At 65.4% G+C, this 22,740-nt stretch carries 23 protein-coding genes and 1 pseudogene; 12 read left to right on the top strand and 12 right to left on the bottom strand.

Annotated elements, in window-relative coordinates; all coding sequences use genetic code 11:
* Nucleotides 1–237: 237 nt before the first annotated feature.
* Entirely contained in the window at nt 238–477 is a 240-nt protein-coding gene (locus E3T31_RS08300) for an addiction module protein (protein ID WP_134468324.1), read from the top strand.
* Nucleotides 474–794 (top strand): type II toxin-antitoxin system RelE/ParE family toxin, encoded by a 321-nt coding sequence (locus E3T31_RS08295; protein WP_134468323.1) that lies wholly within the window; start codon nt 474–476, stop codon nt 792–794. Before E3T31_RS08300 ends, E3T31_RS08295 begins: the two co-directional genes overlap by 4 nt.
* Before the next feature lie 239 nt (nt 795–1,033).
* On the opposite strand, the gene E3T31_RS08290 is transcribed toward E3T31_RS08295, so the two are convergent.
* Together E3T31_RS08290 and E3T31_RS08285 are read right to left on the bottom strand one after the other, a co-directional pair.
* A complete protein-coding gene (locus tag E3T31_RS08290) occupies nt 1,034–2,122 on the bottom strand; it encodes a CU044_5270 family protein (protein WP_134468322.1) in 1,089 nt (362 codons plus the stop codon).
* Nucleotides 2,119–2,748, bottom strand: a complete 630-nt coding sequence (locus E3T31_RS08285) for an RNA polymerase sigma factor (protein WP_198416997.1) — start codon at nt 2,746–2,748, stop codon at nt 2,119–2,121. Before E3T31_RS08285 ends, E3T31_RS08290 begins: the two co-directional genes overlap by 4 nt.
* A gap of 599 nt (nt 2,749–3,347) precedes the next feature.
* Between E3T31_RS08285 and E3T31_RS08280 the strand changes: the two genes are divergently transcribed.
* Nucleotides 3,348–3,857 carry an N-acetyltransferase gene (locus E3T31_RS08280; protein WP_241977766.1) on the top strand — a complete coding sequence of 170 codons (510 nt, stop codon included), beginning with the start codon at nt 3,348–3,350 and terminating at the stop codon, nt 3,855–3,857.
* A 21-nt stretch (nt 3,858–3,878) separates the two neighbouring features.
* Here the strand turns inward: E3T31_RS08280 and E3T31_RS08275 are convergent, their stop codons facing one another.
* Entirely contained in the window at nt 3,879–5,399 is a 1,521-nt protein-coding gene (locus E3T31_RS08275) for a SulP family inorganic anion transporter (RefSeq protein WP_134468321.1), read from the bottom strand.
* 242 nt (nt 5,400–5,641) lie between these two features.
* On the opposite strand from E3T31_RS08275, the gene E3T31_RS08270 reads away from it, so the two are divergent.
* Nucleotides 5,642–6,004 carry a MerR family transcriptional regulator gene (locus tag E3T31_RS08270; RefSeq protein WP_134468480.1) on the top strand — a complete coding sequence of 121 codons (363 nt, stop codon included), beginning with the start codon at nt 5,642–5,644 and terminating at the stop codon, nt 6,002–6,004.
* Nucleotides 6,005–6,007: 3 nt separating this feature from the next.
* Here E3T31_RS08270 and arsM read toward each other — a convergent pair whose 3' ends face one another.
* The gene (arsM, locus tag E3T31_RS08265) at nt 6,008–6,760 is read right to left on the bottom strand and encodes an arsenite methyltransferase (protein ID WP_134468320.1); all 753 of its coding nucleotides are present in this window, start codon (nt 6,758–6,760) and stop codon (nt 6,008–6,010) included.
* Between the two features lie 90 nt (nt 6,761–6,850).
* Between arsM and arsD the strand changes: the two genes are divergently transcribed.
* Both arsD and arsA read left to right on the top strand, forming a co-directional pair.
* Nucleotides 6,851–7,240 (top strand): arsenite efflux transporter metallochaperone ArsD, encoded by a 390-nt coding sequence (gene arsD, locus E3T31_RS08260; RefSeq protein ID WP_134468319.1) that lies wholly within the window; start codon nt 6,851–6,853, stop codon nt 7,238–7,240.
* 3 nt (nt 7,241–7,243) lie between these two features.
* Complete coding sequence (gene arsA, locus E3T31_RS08255; protein ID WP_134468318.1) at nt 7,244–8,998, top strand: arsenical pump-driving ATPase; 1,755 nt, start codon at nt 7,244–7,246, stop codon at nt 8,996–8,998.
* Here the strand turns inward: arsA and E3T31_RS08250 are convergent.
* Nucleotides 8,995–9,264 (bottom strand): hypothetical protein, encoded by a 270-nt coding sequence (locus E3T31_RS08250; protein ID WP_134468317.1) that lies wholly within the window; start codon nt 9,262–9,264, stop codon nt 8,995–8,997. The two genes, arsA and E3T31_RS08250, sit on opposite strands and share 4 nt — an antisense overlap.
* Before the next feature lie 85 nt (nt 9,265–9,349).
* Here E3T31_RS08250 and E3T31_RS08245 point away from each other — a divergent pair, with 85 nt between their 5' ends.
* The 6 genes and pseudogenes from E3T31_RS08245 (at nt 9,350) to E3T31_RS18305 (ending at nt 14,109) form a co-directional block, all read left to right on the top strand.
* Nucleotides 9,350–10,336 (top strand): Gfo/Idh/MocA family protein, encoded by a 987-nt coding sequence (locus E3T31_RS08245; protein WP_134468316.1) that lies wholly within the window; start codon nt 9,350–9,352, stop codon nt 10,334–10,336.
* 45 nt (nt 10,337–10,381) lie between these two features.
* Entirely contained in the window at nt 10,382–11,845 is a 1,464-nt protein-coding gene (locus E3T31_RS08240) for a D-alanyl-D-alanine carboxypeptidase/D-alanyl-D-alanine-endopeptidase (protein ID WP_241977765.1), read from the top strand.
* Nucleotides 11,846–11,879: 34 nt separating this feature from the next.
* The gene (locus E3T31_RS08235) at nt 11,880–12,470 is read left to right on the top strand and encodes an isochorismatase family protein (protein WP_134468314.1); all 591 of its coding nucleotides are present in this window, start codon (nt 11,880–11,882) and stop codon (nt 12,468–12,470) included.
* A complete protein-coding gene (locus E3T31_RS08230) occupies nt 12,467–13,198 on the top strand; it encodes an alpha/beta fold hydrolase (RefSeq protein ID WP_134468313.1) in 732 nt (243 codons plus the stop codon). Before E3T31_RS08235 ends, E3T31_RS08230 begins: the two co-directional genes overlap by 4 nt.
* 105 nt (nt 13,199–13,303) lie before the next feature.
* A pseudogene (locus tag E3T31_RS18310) lies at nt 13,304–13,819 on the top strand (aldehyde dehydrogenase family protein).
* Nucleotides 13,816–14,109 carry an aldehyde dehydrogenase family protein gene (locus E3T31_RS18305; protein WP_241977764.1) on the top strand — a complete coding sequence of 98 codons (294 nt, stop codon included), beginning with the start codon at nt 13,816–13,818 and terminating at the stop codon, nt 14,107–14,109. Before E3T31_RS18310 ends, E3T31_RS18305 begins: the two are co-directional and overlap by 4 nt.
* Nucleotides 14,110–14,374: 265 nt before the next feature.
* Here E3T31_RS18305 and hpaD read toward each other — a convergent pair whose 3' ends face one another.
* From hpaD to E3T31_RS08190, 7 genes are all read right to left on the bottom strand, one after another.
* Nucleotides 14,375–15,442 (bottom strand): 3,4-dihydroxyphenylacetate 2,3-dioxygenase, encoded by a 1,068-nt coding sequence (hpaD, locus tag E3T31_RS08220; RefSeq protein ID WP_134468312.1) that lies wholly within the window; start codon nt 15,440–15,442, stop codon nt 14,375–14,377.
* Between the two features lie 119 nt (nt 15,443–15,561).
* The gene (gene hpaE / locus E3T31_RS08215) at nt 15,562–17,055 is read right to left on the bottom strand and encodes a 5-carboxymethyl-2-hydroxymuconate semialdehyde dehydrogenase (RefSeq protein WP_134468311.1); all 1,494 of its coding nucleotides are present in this window, start codon (nt 17,053–17,055) and stop codon (nt 15,562–15,564) included.
* Entirely contained in the window at nt 17,055–18,005 is a 951-nt protein-coding gene (gene dapA / locus E3T31_RS08210; RefSeq protein ID WP_134468310.1) for a 4-hydroxy-tetrahydrodipicolinate synthase, read from the bottom strand. Before dapA ends, hpaE begins: the two co-directional genes overlap by 1 nt.
* Entirely contained in the window at nt 18,002–18,691 is a 690-nt protein-coding gene (locus E3T31_RS08205) for a GntR family transcriptional regulator (RefSeq protein ID WP_134468309.1), read from the bottom strand. The genes dapA and E3T31_RS08205 overlap by 4 nt, the downstream gene beginning before the upstream one ends.
* Nucleotides 18,673–20,133, bottom strand: a complete 1,461-nt coding sequence (locus E3T31_RS08200) for a fumarylacetoacetate hydrolase family protein (RefSeq protein ID WP_174844863.1) — start codon at nt 20,131–20,133, stop codon at nt 18,673–18,675. Before E3T31_RS08200 ends, E3T31_RS08205 begins: the two co-directional genes overlap by 19 nt.
* A gap of 151 nt (nt 20,134–20,284) precedes the next feature.
* Nucleotides 20,285–21,631, bottom strand: coding sequence for an MFS transporter (locus E3T31_RS08195; RefSeq protein ID WP_134468308.1), 1,347 nt, complete (start codon nt 21,629–21,631; stop codon nt 20,285–20,287).
* Nucleotides 21,632–21,787: 156 nt separating this feature from the next.
* Nucleotides 21,788–22,531, bottom strand: a complete 744-nt coding sequence (locus tag E3T31_RS08190) for an IclR family transcriptional regulator (protein WP_370304393.1) — start codon at nt 22,529–22,531, stop codon at nt 21,788–21,790.
* Nucleotides 22,532–22,740 lie beyond the last annotated feature (209 nt).

Raw genomic sequence — 22,740 nt, 5'->3', positions numbered from 1 at the left:
TCAGATTGTCTCAATAACTTGACGGCCGCATCCCCTTACGGACGTCTCGTGCTCGGTGAATCCCGTGGTCGGAGACTTGGGCGGCGGAGTCGGCTCTGGAACGTCCAGTGACTCCAGTGATTGCCTGACGAGTCCGCCACTCTTCCTAACGAGACGCGTCGGGCTGCGGCCCAGCGTCGACACGGGCGGTAAATTCGGACACTGGCTGATGTCAGCGTGCCGTCGTACACTGGCCAGATGACACCGAAGCTTTCGGCTTACATCGCGGCGGGTAAGGCCCTCGATGCTGACGAGCGCGAGATTGCCGCGCTCGCTCTTCAGCAGGTCGATGAGGCAGACCAGGCTGCGATTGACGACGCTTGGGGCGAGGTGATCGACCGCCGACTTGACGAACTCATCAGCGGCAAGGTCGAGTCGGTCAGCGGCCGGGAGACCATCGCCATCGCGCGGGCACGATCGGCCTCACGGCGCCGGTGACTCTCGATTGGCGCGAGCATCCGGACGCTCGTGACGAGTTTCTGGATGCTCACGAACGCTACTCGGCCATCGATCACGGCAAACTCGGCGACGAGTTCGCAGATGCAGCAGAGGCCGCTGCTGAATTGATCCTTCAATGGCCGGATGCGGCGTCGCCATTCCGGGGTCGGCAGCGCGAGCCCATTGTGCGCTCATGGCATCTCTGCAAGTTTTCGTACAACCTGGTCTACGTCGTCCGAGGGGGTGGGATATTCGTGCTTGCCTATGCTCACGAGTCTCGTCGCCCCGGTTATTGGACGCAGCGACTCGCCGAATGACCGGGCGAGGGTCGGTCGAAGAACCCAAGGCAGTCTCCAGTCGTGTCGAGGCGGGTGCCCACAATGGCAATCGCCATCCAAGCCCTGAGGTCATGGAGCTACGACCGGTGGTTCTCAGTCCTCCGACCCCAACGGGTTGGGCACCATCCAACTTGAGAAATGCACTACGGCCTGTCATCGACGGGCCGTAGTGCATGTTCCATGCTTCTCTAGTAGCTGAAAGGCGTCGTTTAGAACGGCTACGGCGTGGAATCGACGACGATGGTCGTGACCGAGGTCCAGCCGACGACGGTGTTCGCCGGCACGTTGGCGTCGGCTGTGACCTGCACTTGGCGTTCGCCAATCAATAGTCCGGTGGCGGGGTTGATGATGAGGTCCTGTCTGAAGTCACGCGTCGGGTCCTGCCGGCCGATGGCTACGCCAACCTGTCCGTTGAGCGTGGCGGAGCGTTCGACGATTGTGACGTCGGGAATCATTGCGATGGCCCGGTAGAGCGCTGCGCGCAATTCGGCCGGTGCCAGCCCGGATCGAAGGACATCGGAGATTCGGGACAGTGCGTCTTCCTCGGGTGAGTTCGACCCGCCTGCGGAGGTCATATAAAAGTAGGACAGCAAAGCGGCGGGGTCGCTGGGCATAGCTGCAAGGTCCTCAGCGGTCCAGGGTGATCCAGCGAAATTGCCGCCCGCGGCTCGGGCGATCTCTGTGCGCTCGGCGGGGCTGAGCTGCGCCCAGCTGTTAAGGGCGTACTCCCTGGCCTTCACGCTGAAGAAGGTGTCGGGCTTGAGGGCGGTGCGCTCCCAGACCCACTGGCCGGATCTATCCGCCGGTATGTACAGAGTGCTCGCGGAGGGGCTCAAGAAGACTGATCGGCTGGCCAGATTCTTGGGATCATCGTTGGGCCCGACGGCGTAGGTAACGAAGACCGCCTGAGTGCTGATCTGGAGGAACTGCCCGGGCGCGACCACCGGGTCCGAGGCCTGAATCGTTGCGACGGCCGTTTGCTCAAGCAAGTTGGAGGCTTCGGCGGATGCACCCCCGTTTGGTCCCCATCCGAAGGCATTTCCCAGAATGGCTATGGCGACCAGGGCTGCCGCGGCGAGCGATAGGGCGGAGACGCGACGCGTTCGGGCGGATCGTTTAGGCAGCTGCCGCACGTTGTGTGGAAGTTCTCGAGGTGCACGCACGAGTTGGTCAGGTGCTGGTGCCCCGATGAATTGGCGCGGGGCTGTTGCGTGTTCGAGAGTCGGCACCGATTCACTCATTCTGCTGACGATGTCGTCCCGCATCCGCTTGATTTGAGCTTCCGATGGACCGATTGTCGTGTTCATGACAGCGCTTCTTTCTGTGCGGAGAGTTTGCCTCGGAGAGCGATGCGGACTCGAGCGAGCCTGTTTCGAACGGCGCCATGGGACGTGCCCAGCGCGCGTGCCGCCTGCTCATAGCTCAGGCCTTCGTCAATGCAGAGGTAGTAGAGGGTTTGGTCCGTCTCGGAGAGTTGGCCGACGGCGTGGTCGATCGCGTCCAACAACATCCGGCTCTGCACTTCGTCGTGGACCGAACGGTGCTGGGGGTCGGGAAAATTCGAGAGATCACTGTCTGTGCGGTGATGGTCGTCGCGAGCGCGGCTGCGGATGCGATTGTTTCCGAGGTTGCGGGCGGCCACGAGAAGCCACGGCAAAACGGACTGGTCCACGGGCCTGATCGCATGCCGTTTACTCCAGGCGATGACAAAAGTGTCCTGGGTGATGTCTTCCGCGTCCGCGATAGACCGAACCATTTTGAGCGCGAACCAATACACCGCCCGGACGTGGCAGTTGTACAGCACGACAAACGCCTCGCGATCACCGCCCTGAGCCCGGGTGAGATGCGCCAGATCCGTAACGGCGCAGCTACTGACATCGGCTGGGGACGGCATCGAAATGAGCAGGTCCGCTGGTTCAGATTTCGAGGTCATATTGAGGAGTGTCCTGAGCGGTGAAATCGTCTCGCCCTCGCTCTGGGTGGCGAGCTGCCGACACCTGCGGCAGGGGGATCGTTGTCGACAACGACAACGCCCCCATTGTCGCGGATTCTGCCAGCGTATGGTCGCAAGGGAATCTGTCAGGACATCACTGACCCGTATGACTCAACAGCTCTCTGACCCTTATGTGGTGTTGGGTCCTGATAAATGAACTCTCAGAGGCGTCCTGATACGTCACAATTTTTCGAGTGAATGGATCATTTTCTTGCCCACATTTTGCCGACATTTGAACTGAAATGATGCTGTTTTCGGTGATCACGTGAAGTCTAAAAAGCCCGTAAAATCAACGATTTTGACGCTGTGAGGCGTGTTTCCGGGCACCCATCGGTCACTCGTAATGAGAAGGTCGTCAGTTCGATTCTGACAGGCGGCTCCATAAAACATAGGGATCGGGGCCCACGGGTTCCGATCCTTTTTTGTCCGTTCCCCCAATCGGAAACCGTACTTATTCGCTATCCGGCTGGGATCGTTCCTTCGCGATCTGCCGCCGGACGGGGGCAATCCACGCCCGTTCATGTCGCTAGGCTCACGACGTGACCGAACTTGAATTCCTTATACGATCGACCGTCGATGATGACTGGCGTGAGATCCGTGAACTGCGTCTTGAGATGATTCGGGATACCCCGACGGCCTGTACCGAGACGCTCGATACCGCGCTGGGCCATGACGAGGCCGAGTGGCGTATGCGCGGAGCGCGCGGTGCCAGTGGAAACGGCATCGCGATCGCCGCGATCGCCGAGTCTGGACGCTGGATCGGGACCATGGCCGGCTTCGTGCCGGATCCAGACACCGGTCCGATCCTCGTGGGAGTGTACGTGTCACCGGATTTTCGCGGCAGCACGGTGGGGCTGACCGATGCGCTGCTGATGAGCGTGGAGAGCTGGGCGCGCATGGAGAGCACCCAGCTGACCCTTCACGTGCACGAAGACAATATTCGCGCACGCACGGCCTATGAACGGCGGGGGTTTGTGGCCACGGGCCACACGGTCGAGTACAACCTCGACCCCAGCAAGAAGGAACTAGAGATGGTGAAGACGCTCTAGGTCAGGCTTGCACAGCGCAATTTAGTGGCCGCCGCCGAGGTTCCCGGCCAGGCGGCTGTGCAGCTCGTGGCTGGCCTCGTTGAGCCCCTCAATCACGACGTACTTGTCCTGCCGCTCATACTTGTAGGAGATGGCGTCGAGGGTGGCGACGGTGGAGGCGTCCCAGATGTGTGAGGCCGACAGGTCGATGACGATGCGGTCGGGGTCGTCGGCGTACTCGAACTGGGTCATCAGGTCGTTGCTCGAGGCAAAGAACAGCGCCCCGGTCACCGTGTAGTAGGCGGTCGGCACGGGCTGGTCGAGCTCGACGGTGCGCTCCACCCTGGCGAGGTGGGCGACGCGACGCGCGAACGCGACCATTGCGACGATGACACCGACGACGACGCCGATCGCGAGGTTGTGGGTGAGAACGATGACGACGACCGTGGCGACCATGACGGTGGTCTCGCTCTTCGGCATCCGCTTAAGAGTAGACAAGCGGATGCTGTGCCAGTCGAATGTGAGATAGGACACGATGATCATCACCGCGACCAGGGCAGCCATGGGCACAACGGCGAGCACATCGCCGAGGCCGAGCACGAGAACGAGCAGGAAGACGCCGGCGAGGAAGGTGGAGATGCGGGTGCGAGCGCCGGAGGCCTTCACGTTGATCATGGTCTGGCCAATCATGGCGCAGCCGCCCATGCCGCCGAACAGGCCGCTCATGACGTTGGCGACGCCCTGACCCCAGGTTTCACGCGTCTTGTTGGAGTGCGTGTCGGTGATCTCGTCGACGAACTTCGCCGTCATCAGTGACTCGAGAATTCCGACCAGGGCCATGCCGAGGGCGTAGGGGGCGATGATCGTGAACGTGTCCCAGTTGAGCGGAATGTTGGGAATGAACAGCTCGGGCAGGCTCTTGGGCAGTTCGCCCTGATCGCCGATGGTGGGGACCGCGATGGCGGTCACCACGGTCGCGACGGTGAGTACGACGATGGCCACGAGCGGTGCCGGAATCACCTTGGTGATGCGCGGCATGACGATCATGATGATCAGGCCGGCGGCGACGAGCGGGTAGACCATGAAAGGCACGCCAAGAAGCTGGGGGAGCTGGGCGCTGAAGATGAGGATGGCGAGGGCGTTGACGAAACCGACCATGACGCTTCGCGGGATGAACCGCATGAGTTTGGCGACGCCGATCAGACTCAGCACGATTTGGAAGATCCCGGCAAGGATAACCGTGGCGATGAAATACTCCATGCCATAGTCGCGGGCGACCGGGGCGATGACGAGGGCGACGGCGCCGGTCGCTGCGGTGATCATGGCCGGGCGCCCACCGACGAAGGAGATGGTCACAGCCATGACGAAGGAGGAGAACAGGCCGACGCGCGGGTCGACGCCGGCGATGATCGAGAAGGCGATCGCTTCGGGGATGAGGGCCATGGCCACGACCAGGCCGGCGAGTACCTCGCGGGTGAGCAGGCGGGGCGTGCGGAGCGCGGTGAGTACCGAGGGCTCAGCTTGGTATCGATTGGCTGAAGCGGATTTTTGAACAATGGCCATGAGGCCTCCAGAAGCTGGGCCGGGGTGCGGCCGAAGTGGATGCAGAAGAGTTGGGTGGGCGCCGCGGTGCGCACCTCCACCGGTCATCGAGGACAAGGCCATCGACAACAATGGTGGGAGAGTGGGCTCACAGATGAATGTCAGCCGACTTCTGCAACACTACCCTAACGTAAGGGTTGATTGTAAACTTCAGGGAAAGAAGGCATCCGGTGACGTCAGGCGCGATTGGATCCGCGGTCACGATGCACATCGGCGAACTCGCCGAGAAGACCGGGCTGTCGCTGCGCACGATCCGCCACTACGACGAGGTCGGCCTACTGAAGGCATCCGCTCGCACCGATGGTGGTTTTCGGCTCTACTCGCCCGATGACTTCACCCGGCTGATGCTCATTCGCCGCATGAAACCGCTCGGCTTCACGCTCGACGAGATGATGGCCCTGCTGAAGGTCATCGACACGCTGCAGGGTGGGCTGACCGGATCTGATGATCCGGAGGTGCGCGCCGAGCTCGAGACCTTCATCGCCCAGGCGGTCGAGCGTCGGCAAAAACTGCAGGATCAGCTGGGAATGGCCGACGAGTTTCTGGAGCTGCTGCGGGCCCAGTAGGGGCTACCGGGCGGGTTTGACCGCCTTCACGATGGCCCCGTGCATTTCGGGGGCGACCTCGTGGGTGTAGAGAACGCTCGGGTCGGCGAAACCGGCCTGGTGCAGGGCGTCGAGGTACTCCTGGTGCGACAGGGCTCCGGCAATGCAGCCGGTGTAGCTGCCTCGGCGGAAGCGGTCCTCTGCGCTCAGCTGGTTTTCGGCGACGACGTCGGAGATTCCGAGGCGCCCGCCGGGCTTGAGCACTCGGAACATCTCGGCGATGACCGCGTTCTTGTCGGCCGAGAGATTGATGACGCAGTTGGAGATGATGACGTCGATGGTGTCATCGGCCAGGGGGATGGCCTCGATCTGGCCCTTGATGAACTCCACATTGGTGGCCTCGGCTTTGGCGGCGTTGGCGCGGGCGAGTGCGAGCATTTCATCGGTCATGTCGAGTCCGTAGGCGAACCCGGTCGGCCCGACGCGGCGCGCGGAGAGCAGCACGTCGATGCCGCCACCGGAGCCGAGATCGAGCACGATTTCCCCCGGGCGGAGGTCGGCGACCGCGGTTGGATTGCCGCAGCCGAGACTGGCCAGAAAGGCTTCCTCGGGAATCTCCGAACCTTCTTCGGCGGTATACAGGGTGGATCCGAACACGTCGCCGTTAGTCAGATCGGTGGGGGCACAGCACGACGTGCTCGAGACGTCGGTCAGTTGGAGGGCGGCGGCGGCGTAGCGCTCGCGCACGCGCTCCGTGATCTCAGATGTCTTGTTCATAAGTTGATCCTTTCCTGTAGTTCGCGGCACCAGCCTACTGCTACATTGATACTTATCGATATAGCTGCAGACGTTACTAGGGAGATCGACATGACTGCCATCCGAATCTACGAACCGGCCTTGTGCTGCGACACCGGAGTCTGCGGTGTCGACGTCGATCAGTCCCTGGTCGAGGTGACCGCCACCGTGCGCAGCCTGCAGGAACTTGGCGCCGACATTCAGCGCCATAACCTGGCCACCGATCCCCTCGCCTTCACCACGGATGAGACCGTGCGCGCCTTCATGCACGTCGTCGGCTCTACCGGCCTGCCGCTCACCGTCGTCGACGGCGTCACCGTGGCGACCGGCGCCTACCCATCGAAATCCCAGCTACTCGCCTTCGCCGGCCTCGCTGCCGCAGCGCCGACCGACCGGCCCCAGCTCGGCCTGACCGAGAAATCGGCAGGCGGATGCTGCGGCGGCGCCACCGGCTGCTGCTAACAGATGAAGTTCCTGGCAGACCCGCCTTGGTTTCTTTTTTTCACCGGTAAGGGCGGCGTGGGGAAGACATCCGTTGCCTGCGCTTCGGCCATCGAACTGGCCGAACGGGGTCGCCGGGTGCTGCTGGTGAGCACCGATCCGGCCTCCAATATCGGGCAGGTGTTCGGGCTCACGATCGGCAATACGGTCACTCCGATTGGCGCCATTGCCGGCCTGAGCGCACTCGAAATCGACCCGGAGCAGGCAGCGGATGCCTATCGCGAACGCATTATCGCCCCGGTTCGGGGGCTCCTGCCGGAGCGCGAGCTCGCGAGCATCGCCGAGGGCCTGTCCGGATCGTGCACGACCGAGGTCGCCTCGTTCGACGAGTTCACGAACCTGCTCACCGATGACGGTCTGCTCACGACGTACGACCACATCGTGTTCGATACCGCGCCGACCGGGCACACCGTTAGGCTTCTGCAGCTTCCCGGTTCCTGGACTGAGTTTCTCGACGCCGGCAAGGGCGATCCGTCCTGCCTCGGACCGCTGTCCGGGCTCGACAAGCACAAGGCGGTGTACGCCGCGGCCGTCGCCGCGCTGGCCGACCCCGAGCGAACGCGGCTGGTGCTCGTGGCGCGAGCGCAGGCATCCGCTTTGACGGAGATCGAGCGCACGCACGGTGAGTTGGCGCAGATCGGAATTCGCGGCGGCTACGTTGTCATTAATGGAGTGCTGCCAGCGAGCGCGGGAACCGAGCCGATCGCCGTAGCGGTGCGCAATCGCGAATCGGCGGCGCTGGGGGGTGTTCCGGCGGCCATCGCTGCACTGCCGCGGGACATTCTGGAGCTCAAGGCCGGCAACATGATGGGCATCGACGCGCTGCGCACCCTGTTTCGCACCGACAGCGACGGCCCCGGGCAATCGCACGCTGTGGTCGGCGTTCCGGACGCCCCACTCGGCCAATTCGTCGACGAGCTGGAGCAGACCGGGCACGGTCTGATCCTCTGCATGGGCAAGGGCGGCGTGGGCAAGACCACAATCGCTGCGGCTCTGGCCGTGGCTCTGGCCGAGCGCGGTCACGCCGTTCACCTGACCACGACCGACCCGGCAGCTCATCTGGTCGAGACCCTGCACGGGAGCCTGCCGGGGCTGCGCGTCTCCCGCATCGACCCCGACGAGGCGATTCGCGAGTATCGCGAGCACGTGATGGCGACCAAGGGTAAGAATCTCGACGCCGATGGCCGGGCAGCCCTGGCCGAGGACCTGCTCTCCCCGTGCACTGACGAGGTCGCGGTGTTTCGGCAGTTCTCCCAGGCCGTGCACGAATCACGGCACGAATTCGTCGTCGTCGACACCGCGCCGACCGGCCACACCCTGTTGCTGCTGGATGCCACCGGGTCGTACCATCGCGAAATCGCGCGCCAGATGGGGGACGGAATGGCGTTCGTGACGCCATTGATGCGGCTGCAGGATCCGGCCCTGACCAAGGTGTTGCTGGTGACGCTCGCCGAGACCACGCCGGTGCTCGAAGCGGAGGGCCTGCAGCAGGATCTGCAGCGCGCCGGAATTCAGCCCTGGGGCTGGGTGGTCAACAATTCCATCGCGGCAGCGCACCCCGAGACGCCCTTTTTGCAGGCGCGCGCCGCCAGCGAGGCCACTCAGATCGATATCGTGGTCGCCCGCGCCGACCGGGTCGCGATCGTGCCGCTGCTGGCCGACGAACCGATCGGGGTCGATCGGCTTGCGGCGCTCACCGCGTTGGCGACCGTCTTTTAGCTGGCCATTCCGGGGTGCACCTTCACGAAGGTGATGTTCTTGGTTGGATGCACGGTTTTCGCGGGCGCGCGCGAGAAGCCCTTGGCCCCCTCGAGACGGTTCTGCCCGCGAAACTCGGCCAGGGCATCGTCGAAGATGGCATTGAGCTGTGCGCCGGTGAATTCCTCCGCAGCCCCCTCGGTAAAGCTGATGCTGATGAGCGAGTTGTCGGGAAAGTGCCGGTTCATGCGGATGAAACCATCGGCATCCTGCTGCAGGGTGATCATTGGTCTAGTTTGACCTATATGTCGCCGAGTCGGCGCGAGTCGGCGCGTGTCGGCGCGTGTCGGTGGCCCTGGATAAACTGCAGGCATGACGGAATCGATTCGCTGGGGAATCCTGGCCACCGGTGGCATCGCCCACGCGTTCACGAGCGATCTGGTGCAGAACGGCCACAAGGTGCAGGCCGTCGGGTCGCGCAGTCAGGCCTCGGCAGATGCGTTTGCTGTCGAATTCGGCATCCCTACCGCGCATGCCAGCTATGCCGAACTCGTCAATGACCCCGCAGTCGACGTCATCTACGTGTCGACGCCGCATCCGTTTCACGCCGAGCACGCAGCCCTCGCGTTGAACGCCGGCAAGCACGTGTTGATCGAGAAGCCGATCGCGCTCAACGCCGGCGAGGCCCGGCAGATCGTCAACCTCGCCGCGAGCAAGAATCTGCTCGTGATGGAGGCCCTGTGGACCAGGTTCCTGCCGCACCTGGTGCGCATCCGCGAGATCCTCGCCGCCGGTACGCTCGGCGAGGTGCGCAGCCTGATCGCCGACCACACCCAGGACCTGCCCGATGACCCGGCGCACCGCCTGAACTCGCTCGAGCTCGGCGGTGGCGCGCTGCTCGACCTCGGGGTGTATCCGGTGAACTTCGCGCACGCCGTATTCGGGTCGCCCGACACGATTTTGGCGAGCGCCTCATTCAAGGCCACCGGAGCGGATGCCCAGGTCGCGACGATTTTTCGCTACCCCGGTGGCCAGATTGCCACGACATTTTCGTCCAGCGACACCCTCGGCCCGACCACGGCGTCGATCATCGGCACGCACGGGCGCATCGACATCGATGGCGTCTGGTACGCGCCGACCAGTTTTCGAGTGCTCGACAACGGGGGCACCGTGCTCGAGGCCTTCGCCCCGGCCGAGTTCACCGGCCGCGGTATGCAGTTCGAAGCGGTCGAGGTTGAGGAGCTGATTCGGGCCGGCAAAATCTCGAGCGACATCATGCCGGCCGAAGAATCGGTCGCCGTGATGACGATCCTTGACGAGGTTCGGGCCCAGATCGGGCTGCGCTACCCGGGCGAGTAGCTGGCCTGGAGGCGGGTCGGTTACCATACGGAGGTGGAAGAACCAGTGCAGACACCCGCGTCCCCCGCGGTTGACGCCCCGCGTGGCGGGATCGCTGCTGTCAGCGCCGATCGCCGCCGCGCCTGGCTGATCGCCGCCGGCACCCTCGTCTTCGTGCTGCTCGGCAGTGGCGCCGTGTTCGCGGGAACGCAGACCGGCGCGAATGAGCCGGTGGTGGCATCCGTTGTAGGAACACCCACGGCGACGCCGAGTCCCACGCCGACCGTTGACCCGGCGCGGCCGGTGCCCGCCGAGGCGACTGCGGCCAGCCGACTGCGCACCTGCTCGGTCGCCGGGCTCGCCGCCGACACGAGACTCGCCGATTTTCAGGCGCAGGTGGTCAACGCCAACACCGGCGAGGTGCTGTTCGATCGGGGCGGCACGACCTCCTCGCGCACGGCGAGCGTCATGAAGGTGCTCACCTCGGCCGCGGCCCTCAACGTTCTCGGCAGCGACTACCGGGCCACGACCCGCGTCGTCCGGGGCGCCGAACCCGGCCAGGTCGTGCTCGTTGGCGGGGGAGACCTCACCCTGTCGCGGCTGCCGACCGGCCAGGAACCGTTCTACACCGGCGCCGCGCACCTCGACGACCTTGCCACCCAGACCATGGTTTCCTGGGCTGCCGACCCAGCCAACCCGCCGATAACTTCACTCGTGCTCGATTCCTCCTATTTCTCCGGCCCGGACTGGGACGAAGGCTGGGCCCGAACCGAACTCGGCCTCGGCTACATGCCCGAAATTACGGCGCTGATGGTCGACGGCGACCGGAACGACCCGACCCGCAGCACGTCCGCCCGCAGCGAAGACCCGATCGCTCGCGCCGGCCAGGCCTTCGCTGACGCTCTCGGCGGTGACCTCGAAATCAGCCAGGCCACCGCCCCGGCCGGTGCAGCCCAACTGGGCGCCGTGCAGTCCGCGCCGGTGTCGACCCTGATTCAGCAGTCCCTGATCGTGAGCGACAACACCCTGGCCGAGATGCTCGCCCGCCTCGTGGCGATCGAAAACGGTGCCGGCAACTCCTTCTCAGCCCTGCAGCAGGGCATCGTCGGCGGACTCGCCGCCTACGGCATCGACACCACCGGCATGATCATCAAGGACGGCTCGGGCCTCAGCCCACACAACGCCGTGTCGCCGGCCTACCTGACCGCCCTGTTCGTCAAGGTCAACGCCCGCGAGGGCAACCTCGGCGTGCTGTTCGATGGCCTGCCGATCGCCGGTGGGCCGCGCGGATCGCTCTCCTACGCTGACCGTTTCGCCGGTGCGAATTCCGCCGCCGACGGCGCCATCTTTGCCAAAACCGGCTGGATCGATACCGGTTACACGCTCTCCGGCATCATCCACGCCGCCGACGGTACCCCGCTCACCTTCGCCATCTACGCGATCGGCAACGTCAGTTCGAACGCGAAAATCGCCATCGACACGCTGACCACCGGTTTCTTCCACTGTGGCGATAATCTGTCGAACAACTGACCATGTAACAACTGACTGTCCAAAAGGAGCCACCGTGACCCGCGCCCTGTTCATCATCGACGTTCAGAATGATTTCACCGAGGGCGGTGCCCTGGGCGTTGACGGCGGGGCGGCCGTCGCGGCGGGCGTGAGCGCGCTGCTCGCTCAGCATCCGCTCGCCTATGAATACGTCTTTGCGTCGCGCGACTGGCACGATATCGGCAATGACAACGGTGGCCACTTCGCCCGTGATGCCGCACCCGATTACGTCACGACCTGGCCGGTGCACTGCGTGGCCGGCACCGCGGGCGCCGAATATCACCAGGCTCTCACAACGGATGCCGTGACCTTTCACATTCGTAAGGGCCAGGGCAAGCCCGCGTACTCCATCTTCGAGGGCACCACCGAGGCCGGACAGACCGTGGGGTCGCTGCTGACCGAGCACGGGGTGACCGAGATCGACGTGGTCGGTCTCGCCACCGATTACTGCGTGCGCGCTTCCACCCTCGACGCGCTCGAGCACGGCCAGCACGTGCGGGTACTGACCGATCTGGTCGCCGGAGTCGCCGCGCAATCGACCGAGACCGCCCTCGCCGAGATGGCGCACGCCGGCGCGGTGTTCGCCGCGAGCGACGCCGTCGAATGACCCGGTTCGCTCGGCGTCTCGACGGGGTACGCATCGCCTTCGAGGCGACGCCGGGGGAGCGACCGGTGCTGTTCGTGCATGGTTTCGCGTCGACCGCCGCGGTGACCTGGGCCGGATCTGGCTGGGTGCGGGCATTCGCCGAGGTTGGGCGCGGCGCGATCACGCCCGACCTGCGTGGCCACGGCCAGAGTGACAAGCCGCATCGGGCGGCCGACTATGCCCCGCGTCAGCTGGCCGCCGACCTCGTGGCCGTGCTGGACGCCCTCGAACTGGAGCGGGTCGACGTGCTTGGCTACTCTATGGGGTCGCGGGTGGTAGCAGCCCTGGCCCAACTGGCGCCCGAACGGGTGCGACGGCTCGTGCTCGGCGGGGCCGGTCCGCTCGAACTGTTCGAGACCTGGGACCGGGGCGAGGTTCAGCGGTTCGTGGTGTCCGGTGATCTGCCCTCCAACCCCACAATTGCCGCCGTGCTCGGCCCGGCGATCGCGGCGGGTGCCGACCGCGAGGCCTTGTTGGCGTGCGTGCAGGGGGTCGCGGGCTGCACGCTCGACGTGCCCGCGGGCATCCCGCAGCTGTTTGTAGCCGGTGGTGCCGACTCGATTCCCGCCGGGGTGGCGGCTCTCGCTGCCAAACGCGGCGCGCAGTACCTCGAGCTGCCCGGTCGCACCCACCTGAACGCGCTGAGTGCGCGTGCGTTCAAGCAGGCCGCGCAGGAGTTTCTGGCCTGAGCCGCGACCTGCGTCGTCAGCGCTGCGTGCGAGCATCCGCGCGAATCTCGAGGTCAGACCGGGGCAGTACGGTCGGTAGCACGAGGTCGGCCCGGGCTGCGACACGTGCTGGGGTCGGTGGGGGTGGCGTCCGTCGAGGACGTGCTGCGGGCATCCGCGGCGGCAGCCATCGCGCAGAAAGACTGGGCGGCCCGCCCGCCCGAAGAACGTGCGGCCGTGTTGCGCCGAGCCGGCGACCTGTAGGAGAAACACGCCGAAGAGATTCAGGGCTGGATCATTCGAGAATCCGGGGCACTTCTGGCCAAGGCCCAGCGCGAAACCCACATTGCCGCCGCGGAATGTTTCGAGGCAGCGGGCTTGCCGAGCCACCCGATGGGCGACGTGCTGGCCACCAACGAAAAGCACTCGAGTTTCGTGCGGCGGCACGCGGCCGGTGTCGTCAACGTCATTGCAGCCTTCAGCTTTCCTTTGATCCTGTCGATCCTGTCGATCCGGTTGGTCGCGCCGGCCATCGCGCTCGGCAACGCCGTGCTGCTCATACCCGACCCCTGCACCGCAGTGTGCGGCGATGTCGCCCTGGTGCGCATTTTTCAGGAGGCCGGTCGGTTGCACCGGTCGTGACGTTCTCGACGATCGAGGAGGCTATTGCCCTGACCTCCAGCACGGAATACGGGCTCGCGCTCGGCATTCTCGGCGACGTCGGTCTGGCCATGCAACTCGCCGAAGCCATCCCGAGCGGCATCGTGCACTGCAATGAGCAGACCGTTGCCGACGAGGCCAATGCCCTGTTCGGCGGTGTGGGGTCTTCGGGCACGGGTTCTCGCTTCGGCGGTGCCCAGGCCAACATCGAAGCGTTCACCGAGACCCAGTGGCTAACGGTGCGCGCTGAGATTGCACCGTACCCGTTCTAGAGCACCAGTCAGACTGGGCCCTCGTTGTCGGCGGGGCCCATTCTGGTGTCGGTTTCCTCACGGGTCGGTGGCGAATTCAGGTAACGAGAACGGATGCGTGCGCCCACCCCGCGAAAACACGCGGCGGTATCGTCCCGGCCACGACCTCCATCCTGAATTCGCCACCGTGCGGACCTCGGGGTACTTGGGCGGCCCGGGCCCACCTTAAGGAAGCGGGCCCATGATCAATCATGGGCCCGCTTTCCGGGCCCGGGCCCGGTCGGAATCAGAGGGTCGTGCCGAGCTTGAAACCAGCCAGGGCGTCGTCCTTGCGGGTGTAGGAGAATCCGTCGGCGCCGACGGTCACGGCCATTTCGCTGGACTCGGTGCGCTCGATCACCGGCTGCGGGTTGCCGTCGAGGTCGAGCACGAGTGAGGCGTCGGTGTACCAGCTGGGTACGACGGGGTTGCCCCACCAGTCGCGGCGCTGGTTGTCGTGCACGTCCCAGGTGACGACGGGGTTGTCGGGGTCGCCGGTGTAGTAGTCCTGTGTGTAGATCTCGACGCGGTGCCCGTCGGGGTCGCGCAGGTAGAGGTAGAACGCGTTCGAGACGCCGTGGCGGCCAGGTCCCCGCTCGATCAGGTCGCTCTTGCGCAGCGCGCCGAGCTTGTCGCAGATGTAGATAATGTTGTGCTTCTCGTGGGTCGAGAAGGCGATGTGGTGCATGCGCGGCCCATTGCCGCCGGTGAGGGCGGTGTCGTGCACGGTGCCTTTGCGCCGCATCCAGGCCGCGTAGGTGACGCCGTCGGAGTCCTGAATGTCTTCGGTAACGCGAAAGCCCAGGTCTTCGAGGTATTTGCGACCACGGCCGACATCGGGGGTGACCTGGTTGAAGTGGTCGAGGCGCACGAGCGCGCCTGGGCCCTGCAGGTCGTAGCGCCAGGCGAGGCGCTCGACGTGCGTGGTCGCATAGAAGAACTCGTACGGAAAGCCCAGCGGATCTTCGACGCGCACGCTGTCGCCGATGCCCTTCACGAAGCCCCCGGTGCGACGCTCGGTGCGGCAGCCGAGCTCCTGATAGTAGGCCTCGGCCAGGTCGACGTCTTCGGGGCTGCGCACCCGAAAAGCCATCGCGGCGACGGCAGCGATCGGCCCCTGACGCAGCACGAGGTTGTGGTGAATGAATTCTTCGAAGCTGCGCAGGTAGATCTCGGTGTCGCTCTCCTCGGTGACGACGAGGCCGAGAATGTCGACGTAGAACTCGCGCGACTTCGCCAGGTCGGTCACGACGATGTCCATGTAGGCGCAGCGCAGGATGTCGGGCGGGGTGGCGGTGGGGGTGGGGATGGTCATGGGGTTCTCCTCATTGAGTCAAACGGATGCGTACGGCTGGTTCTCGAGGCCGCAAGAGTTGCTGGGCGGTGCGGCTGGGACCGGGGACGGGGCCCTGGCCCCGTCCCCAAAGGGGCGAGCTAGTGGGCTCCGAAGCGGGGGGTGTGCACGGGGACGAGGGTGATGTGCACGGCCTGGGAGTCGGTGTAGAAGTCGATCGACCGGTAGCCGCCCTCGTGGCCGAGGCCGGACGCCTTGACCCCGCCAAACGGGGTGCGCAGGTCTCGCACGTTGTGCGAGTTCAGCCAGACCATGCCGGCATCGACGGACTGGGCGAAGTTGTGGGCGCGGGTCAGGTCGGTGGTCCAGATGTAGGCGGCCAGCCCGTACTTGACCCCGTTGGCCAACGCGAGCGCTTCGGCATCCGTTTCGAAGGGGGTGATGGCCACGACCGGGCCGAAGATCTCCTCCTGAAAGATGCGGGCGGTCGGGGCGACGTCGGCGAAGACGGTGGGGGAGACGTAGTTGCCCTCCGGCAGGCCGGATGGGCGACCGCCGCCGGCAAGCAGACGCCCCTCGGACTTGCCGATTTCGACGTAGCTCATGACCTTCGCGTAGTGTTCGGGGTGCACGAGCGCGCCGACCTCGGTCGCCGGGTCGTGTGGGTCGCCGACCACGATGCTCGCGGCGCGGGCGGCGTAACGGGCGCAGAAGTCATCGTAGATCGACCGCTCGACCAGGATGCGGCTCGATGCCGTGCAGCGCTCGCCGTTGAGCGAGAATACGCCGAACAGGGTCGAGTCGATCGCGGCGTCGAGGTCGGCGTCGGCGAAGACCACGGCGGGCGACTTGCCGCCGAGCTCCATCGACATGCCCTTGAGGTTCGCGGCGCAGTTGCGGTAAATGGTCTGGCCGGTCGTGGTCTCGCCGGTGAACGAGATGAGCGGCACATCCGGATGCTTGACCAGCGCATCGCCGGCCTCCTCACCGATACCGTTGACCAGGTTGAACACGCCGTCGGGCACCCCCGCGGTACGGAAGATCTCCGCCCACAGGCTCGCCGACAACGGCGTGAATTCGGCCGGCTTCAACACGACGGTGCAGCCCGAGGCCAGCGCGGGCGCGAGCTTCCAGCTCTCGAGCATGAACGGGGTGTTCCACGGGGTGATCAGCCCGGCCACCCCGACCGGCTTGCGATTGACGTAGTTGATTTGCTTGCCGGGCACCTTGTAGGTGTCGTCCGCCTGCGCCACGATCAGGTCGGCGAAGAAGCGAAAATTCTCGGCCGCGCGCTGCGCCTGGCCGAGCGCCTGCGTGATCGGCAGTCCGGTGTCGAAGGTTTCGAGCTCGGCGAGCCGGGCGTCCTGCGCTTCGACGGCATCGGCGATGCGGTGCAGCACCCGGGCCCGGGCGCGGGGCAGCAGGCGCGGCCAGGGTCCGTGGTCGAATGCTTCTTTCGCGGCAGCGACGGCCAGGTCGATGTCGGCCTGCTGGCCGGCGGCTGCGGTGGCGTAGGTCTGGTTCGACACCGGATCGAGCACATCGAAGGTTTCCCCACCGACACTGTCGACAAATTCTCCACCGATGAAATGACGGATGCTGGTGGGCAGGTCCGCGGGCACGTAATGAGTCATTATTGGGAGGCCCCGGTCAGGGTGAAGCCGGCGGTCGATGTCAGGTACTCGGAGCCGGCATCCATCAAAATACGCATCTTGGCGAGGCCTCCGGGGGTCGGTTCGATCAGCGGCGGACGCACAAAGCCGCTCTCGATCAGGCCGCGCTGGGCCATGACCCACTTGCCCGGTGCCGGGTTGGTCTCCACGAATAGCAGGTCGACGAGCGGGTGCAGGCCATAGTGAATCTTGCGGGCGGTGGCGAAATCGCCTTGTTCCCAGGCCTCGAACATCTGCGCGACGGCGGCTGGCGCGATATTGCTCGTGGCGCTGACAAAGCCGGCGCCGCCGAGGGCCATGAGCGGCAGGCAGAGCAGCTCGAGGCCGCTCCAGACCAGCAGGTCCGGGCCGCAGAGGTGCAGCACGCGGGAGAAGTGCTCGAAGTCCTTCGTGGTTTCCTTCACGCCGACGAAGTTGTCGAAATCGCGGTAGAGGCGGTACACGGTCTCGGGCGCGATGTCGACGGCGGTACGGCTCGGCACGTTATAGGCCACGATCGGCAGGTCCGGAAACTCTTCACAGACGGTTTTGTACCAGACGTAGAGCGCCTCCTGGGTGGGGCGGGCGTAGTACGGCGTGATGATGAGCGCGGCGTCGATGCCGGCGTCGCGGCCGGCCGCGGTCAGCTCGAGGGTCTCGTCGAGCTTGGTGGAACCGGTTCCGGCCATAAAATGCACGCGTTCGTTGATGGCGGTCGCAACGGTGCGAATGGCGGCGGCGCGTTCGGCGATGGTCTGCGAGCTGGGCTCGCCGGTTGAGCCGCCGATCGAGATGCCGTGCGAGCCGGAGGCGATCTGCCAGTTGACCAGGTTGGTCAGGCCCGCATGGTCGACGGCGGCGCCTTCGGTAAACGGGGTCATCAGCGCGGCGATGGATCCGCGAATCTGGCTCGGGTTGCTGCGGAACTTCATGAAATGCCTTCCTTATTGCGAGATGAAAGAAACGCGTTCAGGGTGGCCAGCCGGTGGTCGCGGGCCGCGTGTTCGACGTCATGAGCGGAGGCGTGCTGCTCAATCAGGTCGAGAATATGGTCGTGCTCCGCGACCGATTCGGCCGCGCGCCCCGGCACGAAGCCGAAGGTGGATTCGCGCAGCACCGACAACCGGTTCCAGCCGCGGTGAACGAGGTCGAGAATGTGCGGGTTGGGGCAGGTGCTGTACAGCTCGGAGTGAAAGTCACGGTTGAGCGTCGTGAATCTGGTCGGGTCGAAGTGGCGCAGCGTGTCGCGCATCTGCGCGTTGATCTGCCGGGCGCGCGCTATCGCTGCCGGGCTCAGTGTCGGCGCCGACAGCGCGGTCGCCGCGCCCTCGACCAGGCCGAGGGTCTGCATGGTGTGCTGGTACTCGGTGGGGTCGAGCATCGCCACCTGCGCCCCGACGTTGCGGGCGAAAGTCACCAGACCCTCGGCTTCGAGGCGGCGGATCGCTTCCCGCACGGGAACGGGACTCATCGACGTATCCCGGGCGATCTGGTCGAGGACCAGTCGAAAACCGGGGCCGAAGGTGCCATCGTTGATGCGGGTTTTCAGCCAGTCGTAGGCGAACTGGGCCTTGCCGATGGTCGGCGGGGCGGCATCCACTATCGACTGGCGAGCCATGCGCGGTACCTCTCTTTCCAGGCGGGGTTCATCGGGTAGAGGCCGTCGACGCTGAAGCCTGCGCCGACCATCTCGGCGATGAAGGTTTCTTCGCGTTCCTGCTCGATGCTGTCGGTGACCAGCGTTTCGATCAGGTGCGGCGGAATGACGAGCAGCCCGTCGGCGTCGCCGACGATCACGTCGCCGGGCTGGACGGATGCCCCGCCACAGGCGATCGTGAGGCCTAAGTCCCACGGAACGTGGCGCCGGCCGAGCACGGCCGGGTGGCCGCCGTGGTGATAGGTGGGCATATCGAGGGCGCTGACTGCGGCGAGGTCGCGCACTCCGCCGTCGGTGACGATTCCGGCGGCGCCCCGCACCTGGGCGCGCAGGGCGAGAATGTCGCCGACCGTCCCCGTTCCGGTTTCTCCGCGGGCTTCGATCACGAGCACGTCGTCGACGCCGAGGCCGTCGAAGGCGCGCTTCTGGGCGTTGTAGCCGCCGCCGTGGGCATCGAACAGGTCTTCGCGATTGGGAATGAAGCGCAGGGTGCGAGCCCGGCCAACCAGCCGGGCGCTCGGGCGGGTCGAGTGCAGGCCGTCGATCGACACGTTGTTCAGGCCGCGTTTGCGCAGCTGGGCGCTCAGGGTGGCGGTGCCGACGCTGTTGATGCGGGCCTTCAGCTCATCGGTGAGCACGAACGCCGGTTCGAGGCCGGCCTCTTCGGCCGAGCCCCAGGCTTCGGCCCGTTGCAGGTCGTCCACCTTCGGGCCGGAGCCGAACGTGCCGAACTTCTGGGTGCCCTCGGCGACCGGGGTGATCAGGCGGCCGGTGCTCGGCGCGCCGGGCATGGTCGGGGCGTCAACCTCGACCTCGACAGTGTCGCCCGGCCTGACGACGGAGGCGCCGGCCGGGGTTCCGGTGAGAATGACATCGCCGCGCTCGAGCGTCATCAGCTGGGAGAGGTCGGCGACGAGGCGGCCGAAGTCAAAGAGCAGGTCAGCGGTGGTATCGCTCTGCACGAGCTCGGAGTTGACCCAGGTGCGGATGCGCAGGTTGGCCGGGTCGACGGTCTCGGCGGCAAGGACTCGCGGGCCGAGCGGGGTGAAGCCGTCTCCGCCCTTGGACTTGAGGTTGGAGCCCTTGTCGGCGTAACGCAGGTCGTAGACGCCGAAGTCGTTCGCGGCAGTGACCCCGGCGACGCCGGCCCAACCCTCCTCGACACTGACGCCGCGCAGCCGGCGACCGATGACCAGCGCGATTTCGCCTTCGAAGGCGAGCAGTTCGCATCCGCTTGGACGAACGATGGTGTCGCCGCTGGCCGCGACGCTGGTCGAGGGCTTGAGAAAGTAGGACGGCTGCTCGGGGGTGCGCCCACGCTGGGCGGCCCGGGACGGGTAATTGATGTGCACGGCGATCACTTTGCCGGGCCGGCCCAGTTCGGGCAGGGGTTCGGGAGTCATAAGCGTCCAATCGCGTCGTTGCAGGTGGTTATATATGAAACAATATACGATCCGCGAGCGGATGTCGAGGGTTCGTTTTGCCTGAGATGGGCAGAGAAAAACCGTGCCGCCCGGGTCGAAACCCGGGCGGCACGGTCTGAAACTGAACTGCCTACTCGTGGGTGCTGATGCCCAGCGGAATTCCGCGGGTCTCCTTCACGAGGGTGACCGCGACGAAGGAAATCGCGGCGAGGCCCATGAGGTAGATGCCGATTGAGGTGGTGGATCCGGTCTCATCGAGCAGCAGCTGGGCGATGAGCGGTGCGAAGGCGCCACCGAGAATAGCGCCGAGGGCGTAGCCGATGGACACGCCCGAGTAGCGCACCTGGGCCGGGAACATCTCGGCGTAGAGCGCGGCCTGCGGGCCGTAGGAGAAGCCGAGCCCGGCCGCCAGCACGATGAGGGCCGTCGAGAACCAGACGATGTCGCCGGTGTCGATCAGCAGGAACATCGGGATGGCCCAGAGGAACAGGAAGGCGTAGCCGAGCTGGAACGTGCGCACGCGACCGATTTTGTCGGAGAGGATGCCCCCCATCATCGTCGATGCCAGCCAGAAGAACGCGGCGACGGTGCTCGCGATGAGTACCGGGGTGCGCTCCATGCCGAGTCCGCCGGCCTCGACCGGCTTGGTCGCGTACGAGTTGAAGAACGCGATGAGCATGTAGCCGGCCGCGTTATTGGCGATGAAGATGAGCGCGGTGAGGATGACCTGGCGCGAGTGATTCTTGAACAGTTGCTTGAGCGGTGCCGCAGATTCCCTCTTGCGCGTCTGCATCTCCTTGAAGACGGGGCTCTCGGCGACCGCGCGGCGGATGACCCAGCCGACGACGATGAGCAGCACGGAGACCAGGAACGGGATGCGCCAGCCCCAGGCGAGGAAGGCCTCCGGGCTCATTGAGGTGGTCACGGCGATCATGACGCCGGTGGCGAGAATGAGGCCGACCGGAACGCCGATCTGCGGGTAGGCGCCGAAGAAGCCGCGCTTTTTGATCGGTGCGTGCTCGACGCTCATCAGCGCAGCGCCGCCCCATTCGCCGCCGGCCGAGAAACCCTGCAGGATGCGCAGCACGATCAACAGGATCGGTGCCCAGACGCCGATCTGGTCAAAGGTGGGCAGCAGGCCGATGAGCGCTGTGGCGGCGCCCATCATGACGAGCGTGAAGACCAGCATCGCCTTGCGGCCCAGGCGGTCCCCGAGGTGTCCGGCGACGATAGCGCCGAGCGGGCGAAACAGAAAGCTGATGCCGAGCGAGGCCCAGGCGATCAGCTGGGCCAGCGGAGCGTTCTCGCCGGCGAGCGGGGCGAAGAACAGGCCGGCAAGCACGAGTCCGGCGGCCTGGGCGTAGATGAAGAAGTCGTACCACTCGATGGTGGTACCCACCATGGTGCCGGCGAGAACCCGCCGTTCCTCACTGCGTTTGGCGCTGGCCGTTGGCGTGCGCTCGGTCGTAATAGCCATGGAATACTCCCTCGTATCTCACTGCGGTGCTGGGCGGGTGGTGCTGCAAAGTGTGTGGATCGTGCGGAGAAAATCGGCACTGCGGCAGTATGGCAGGATTTTTCACGATTACCTACCTTTTGGTCAGTATTGTTGTTTTTCCGGTCGCGGGGGTGACTAGCTGAGTTCTGCGACGATCGTGCGGGCGGCCGCGGTGAGCACGGCACCGATGTCGGTGGGGGAGTGCAGGCTCGAGATGTACACGACGGCGAGGGAGGCGGGTGATTCCCCGGGCACGAGCAGCGGAACGGCAATTGACGACAGGCCCGGAATGACCTCGTTGTGGCTCGAGGCGTAGCCGAGAGCAACGACCTCCCCGGCCTCGCTGCGGCGGGTTTCCGGGTGGCCGAGCGCGGCCCATTGCGCCGCGCTCAGGCCTGACTGGATCGCGATTCCCGGTGCACCCATGTGCAGCGGATGCCGCGTGCCAGGCTGCTGTGCGACCGTCGCGTGGGCCTGCCGCGGCTCGATACTCACGAGCGTGAAGATCTCGCCCTGGTCGAGCACCGCGACGAAGGCGGTCATTCCGAGCTCGTTGGCGATGCGGGTGAGCACAGGCCGGGCAGTGGCCTGCAGATCGCGGGACACCCCGCGCGCCAGGGCAGCCAGTCGCGCGCCGAGCCGTACCAGTCCGGCCGGGTCGCGAACAACGAGACCATGATCTTCCAGGGTGCGCAAAATGCGATAGGCGATCGAGCGGTGCACGTCGAGGGCGGCGGCGAGTTCGACAATCGTCATGGGTTTGTCGGTTTCGGCGAGAATCTCCAGCACACGGATGCCGCGCGACAGGGTTTGCGAGTGGGCAGCGGGTGCCGGCACCGGCTGGGGGCTGCCGGTTTCGGCGAATTCGGGGATCGACACCTTGGTATTCTCGCACTCGGCCAGTAGTTCCCTCGTGGAACGCACTGTTCGAGACCGATGACCGGTCAGGGCGTCATGCCGACACCCCGCGTAACTCCTGCAATTCGTCGCGCGGACCGTCGACAACAGCCGCGTAAATCCGGGGTGCCTCGCAGCTTCCTTCACGAATTGCAGGAGTTATGCCGTCGTGCACCAGTCGTGCCGGGGGG

The organism is Cryobacterium sp. TMS1-13-1, from assembly GCF_004403125.1.
Classification (GTDB): domain Bacteria; phylum Actinomycetota; class Actinomycetes; order Actinomycetales; family Microbacteriaceae; genus Cryobacterium; species Cryobacterium levicorallinum.
Note: the sequence above shows the minus strand (reverse complement) of the source record. Positions and strands in the feature narration are given on the sequence as shown.

What these genes read in the sequence shown, in the direction of transcription:
- arsA (WP_134468318.1), top strand. Translation starts at nt 7,244, where the DNA reads ATGAAGTTCCTGGCAGACCCGCCTTGGTTTCTTTTTTTCACCGGTAAG.
- E3T31_RS08245 (WP_134468316.1), top strand. Translation starts at nt 9,350, where the DNA reads ATGACGGAATCGATTCGCTGGGGAATCCTGGCCACCGGTGGCATCGCC.
- E3T31_RS08195 (WP_134468308.1), bottom strand. Translation starts at nt 21,631, where the DNA reads ATGGCTATTACGACCGAGCGCACGCCAACGGCCAGCGCCAAACGCAGT.
- E3T31_RS08270 (WP_134468480.1), top strand. Translation starts at nt 5,642, where the DNA reads ATGCACATCGGCGAACTCGCCGAGAAGACCGGGCTGTCGCTGCGCACG.
- E3T31_RS08205 (WP_134468309.1), bottom strand. Translation starts at nt 18,691, where the DNA reads ATGGCTCGCCAGTCGATAGTGGATGCCGCCCCGCCGACCATCGGCAAG.
- dapA (WP_134468310.1), bottom strand. Translation starts at nt 18,005, where the DNA reads ATGAAGTTCCGCAGCAACCCGAGCCAGATTCGCGGATCCATCGCCGCG.
- hpaE (WP_134468311.1), bottom strand. Translation starts at nt 17,055, where the DNA reads ATGACTCATTACGTGCCCGCGGACCTGCCCACCAGCATCCGTCATTTC.
- arsD (WP_134468319.1), top strand. Translation starts at nt 6,851, where the DNA reads ATGACTGCCATCCGAATCTACGAACCGGCCTTGTGCTGCGACACCGGA.
- hpaD (WP_134468312.1), bottom strand. Translation starts at nt 15,442, where the DNA reads ATGACCATCCCCACCCCCACCGCCACCCCGCCCGACATCCTGCGCTGC.
- arsM (WP_134468320.1), bottom strand. Translation starts at nt 6,760, where the DNA reads ATGAACAAGACATCTGAGATCACGGAGCGCGTGCGCGAGCGCTACGCC.
- E3T31_RS08250 (WP_134468317.1), bottom strand. Translation starts at nt 9,264, where the DNA reads ATGATCACCCTGCAGCAGGATGCCGATGGTTTCATCCGCATGAACCGG.
- E3T31_RS08285 (WP_198416997.1), bottom strand. Translation starts at nt 2,748, where the DNA reads ATGACCTCGAAATCTGAACCAGCGGACCTGCTCATTTCGATGCCGTCC.
- E3T31_RS08300 (WP_134468324.1), top strand. Translation starts at nt 238, where the DNA reads ATGACACCGAAGCTTTCGGCTTACATCGCGGCGGGTAAGGCCCTCGAT.
- E3T31_RS08200 (WP_174844863.1), bottom strand. Translation starts at nt 20,133, where the DNA reads ATGACTCCCGAACCCCTGCCCGAACTGGGCCGGCCCGGCAAAGTGATC.
- E3T31_RS08290 (WP_134468322.1), bottom strand. Translation starts at nt 2,122, where the DNA reads ATGAACACGACAATCGGTCCATCGGAAGCTCAAATCAAGCGGATGCGG.
- E3T31_RS08275 (WP_134468321.1), bottom strand. Translation starts at nt 5,399, where the DNA reads ATGGCCATTGTTCAAAAATCCGCTTCAGCCAATCGATACCAAGCTGAG.
- E3T31_RS08230 (WP_134468313.1), top strand. Translation starts at nt 12,467, where the DNA reads ATGACCCGGTTCGCTCGGCGTCTCGACGGGGTACGCATCGCCTTCGAG.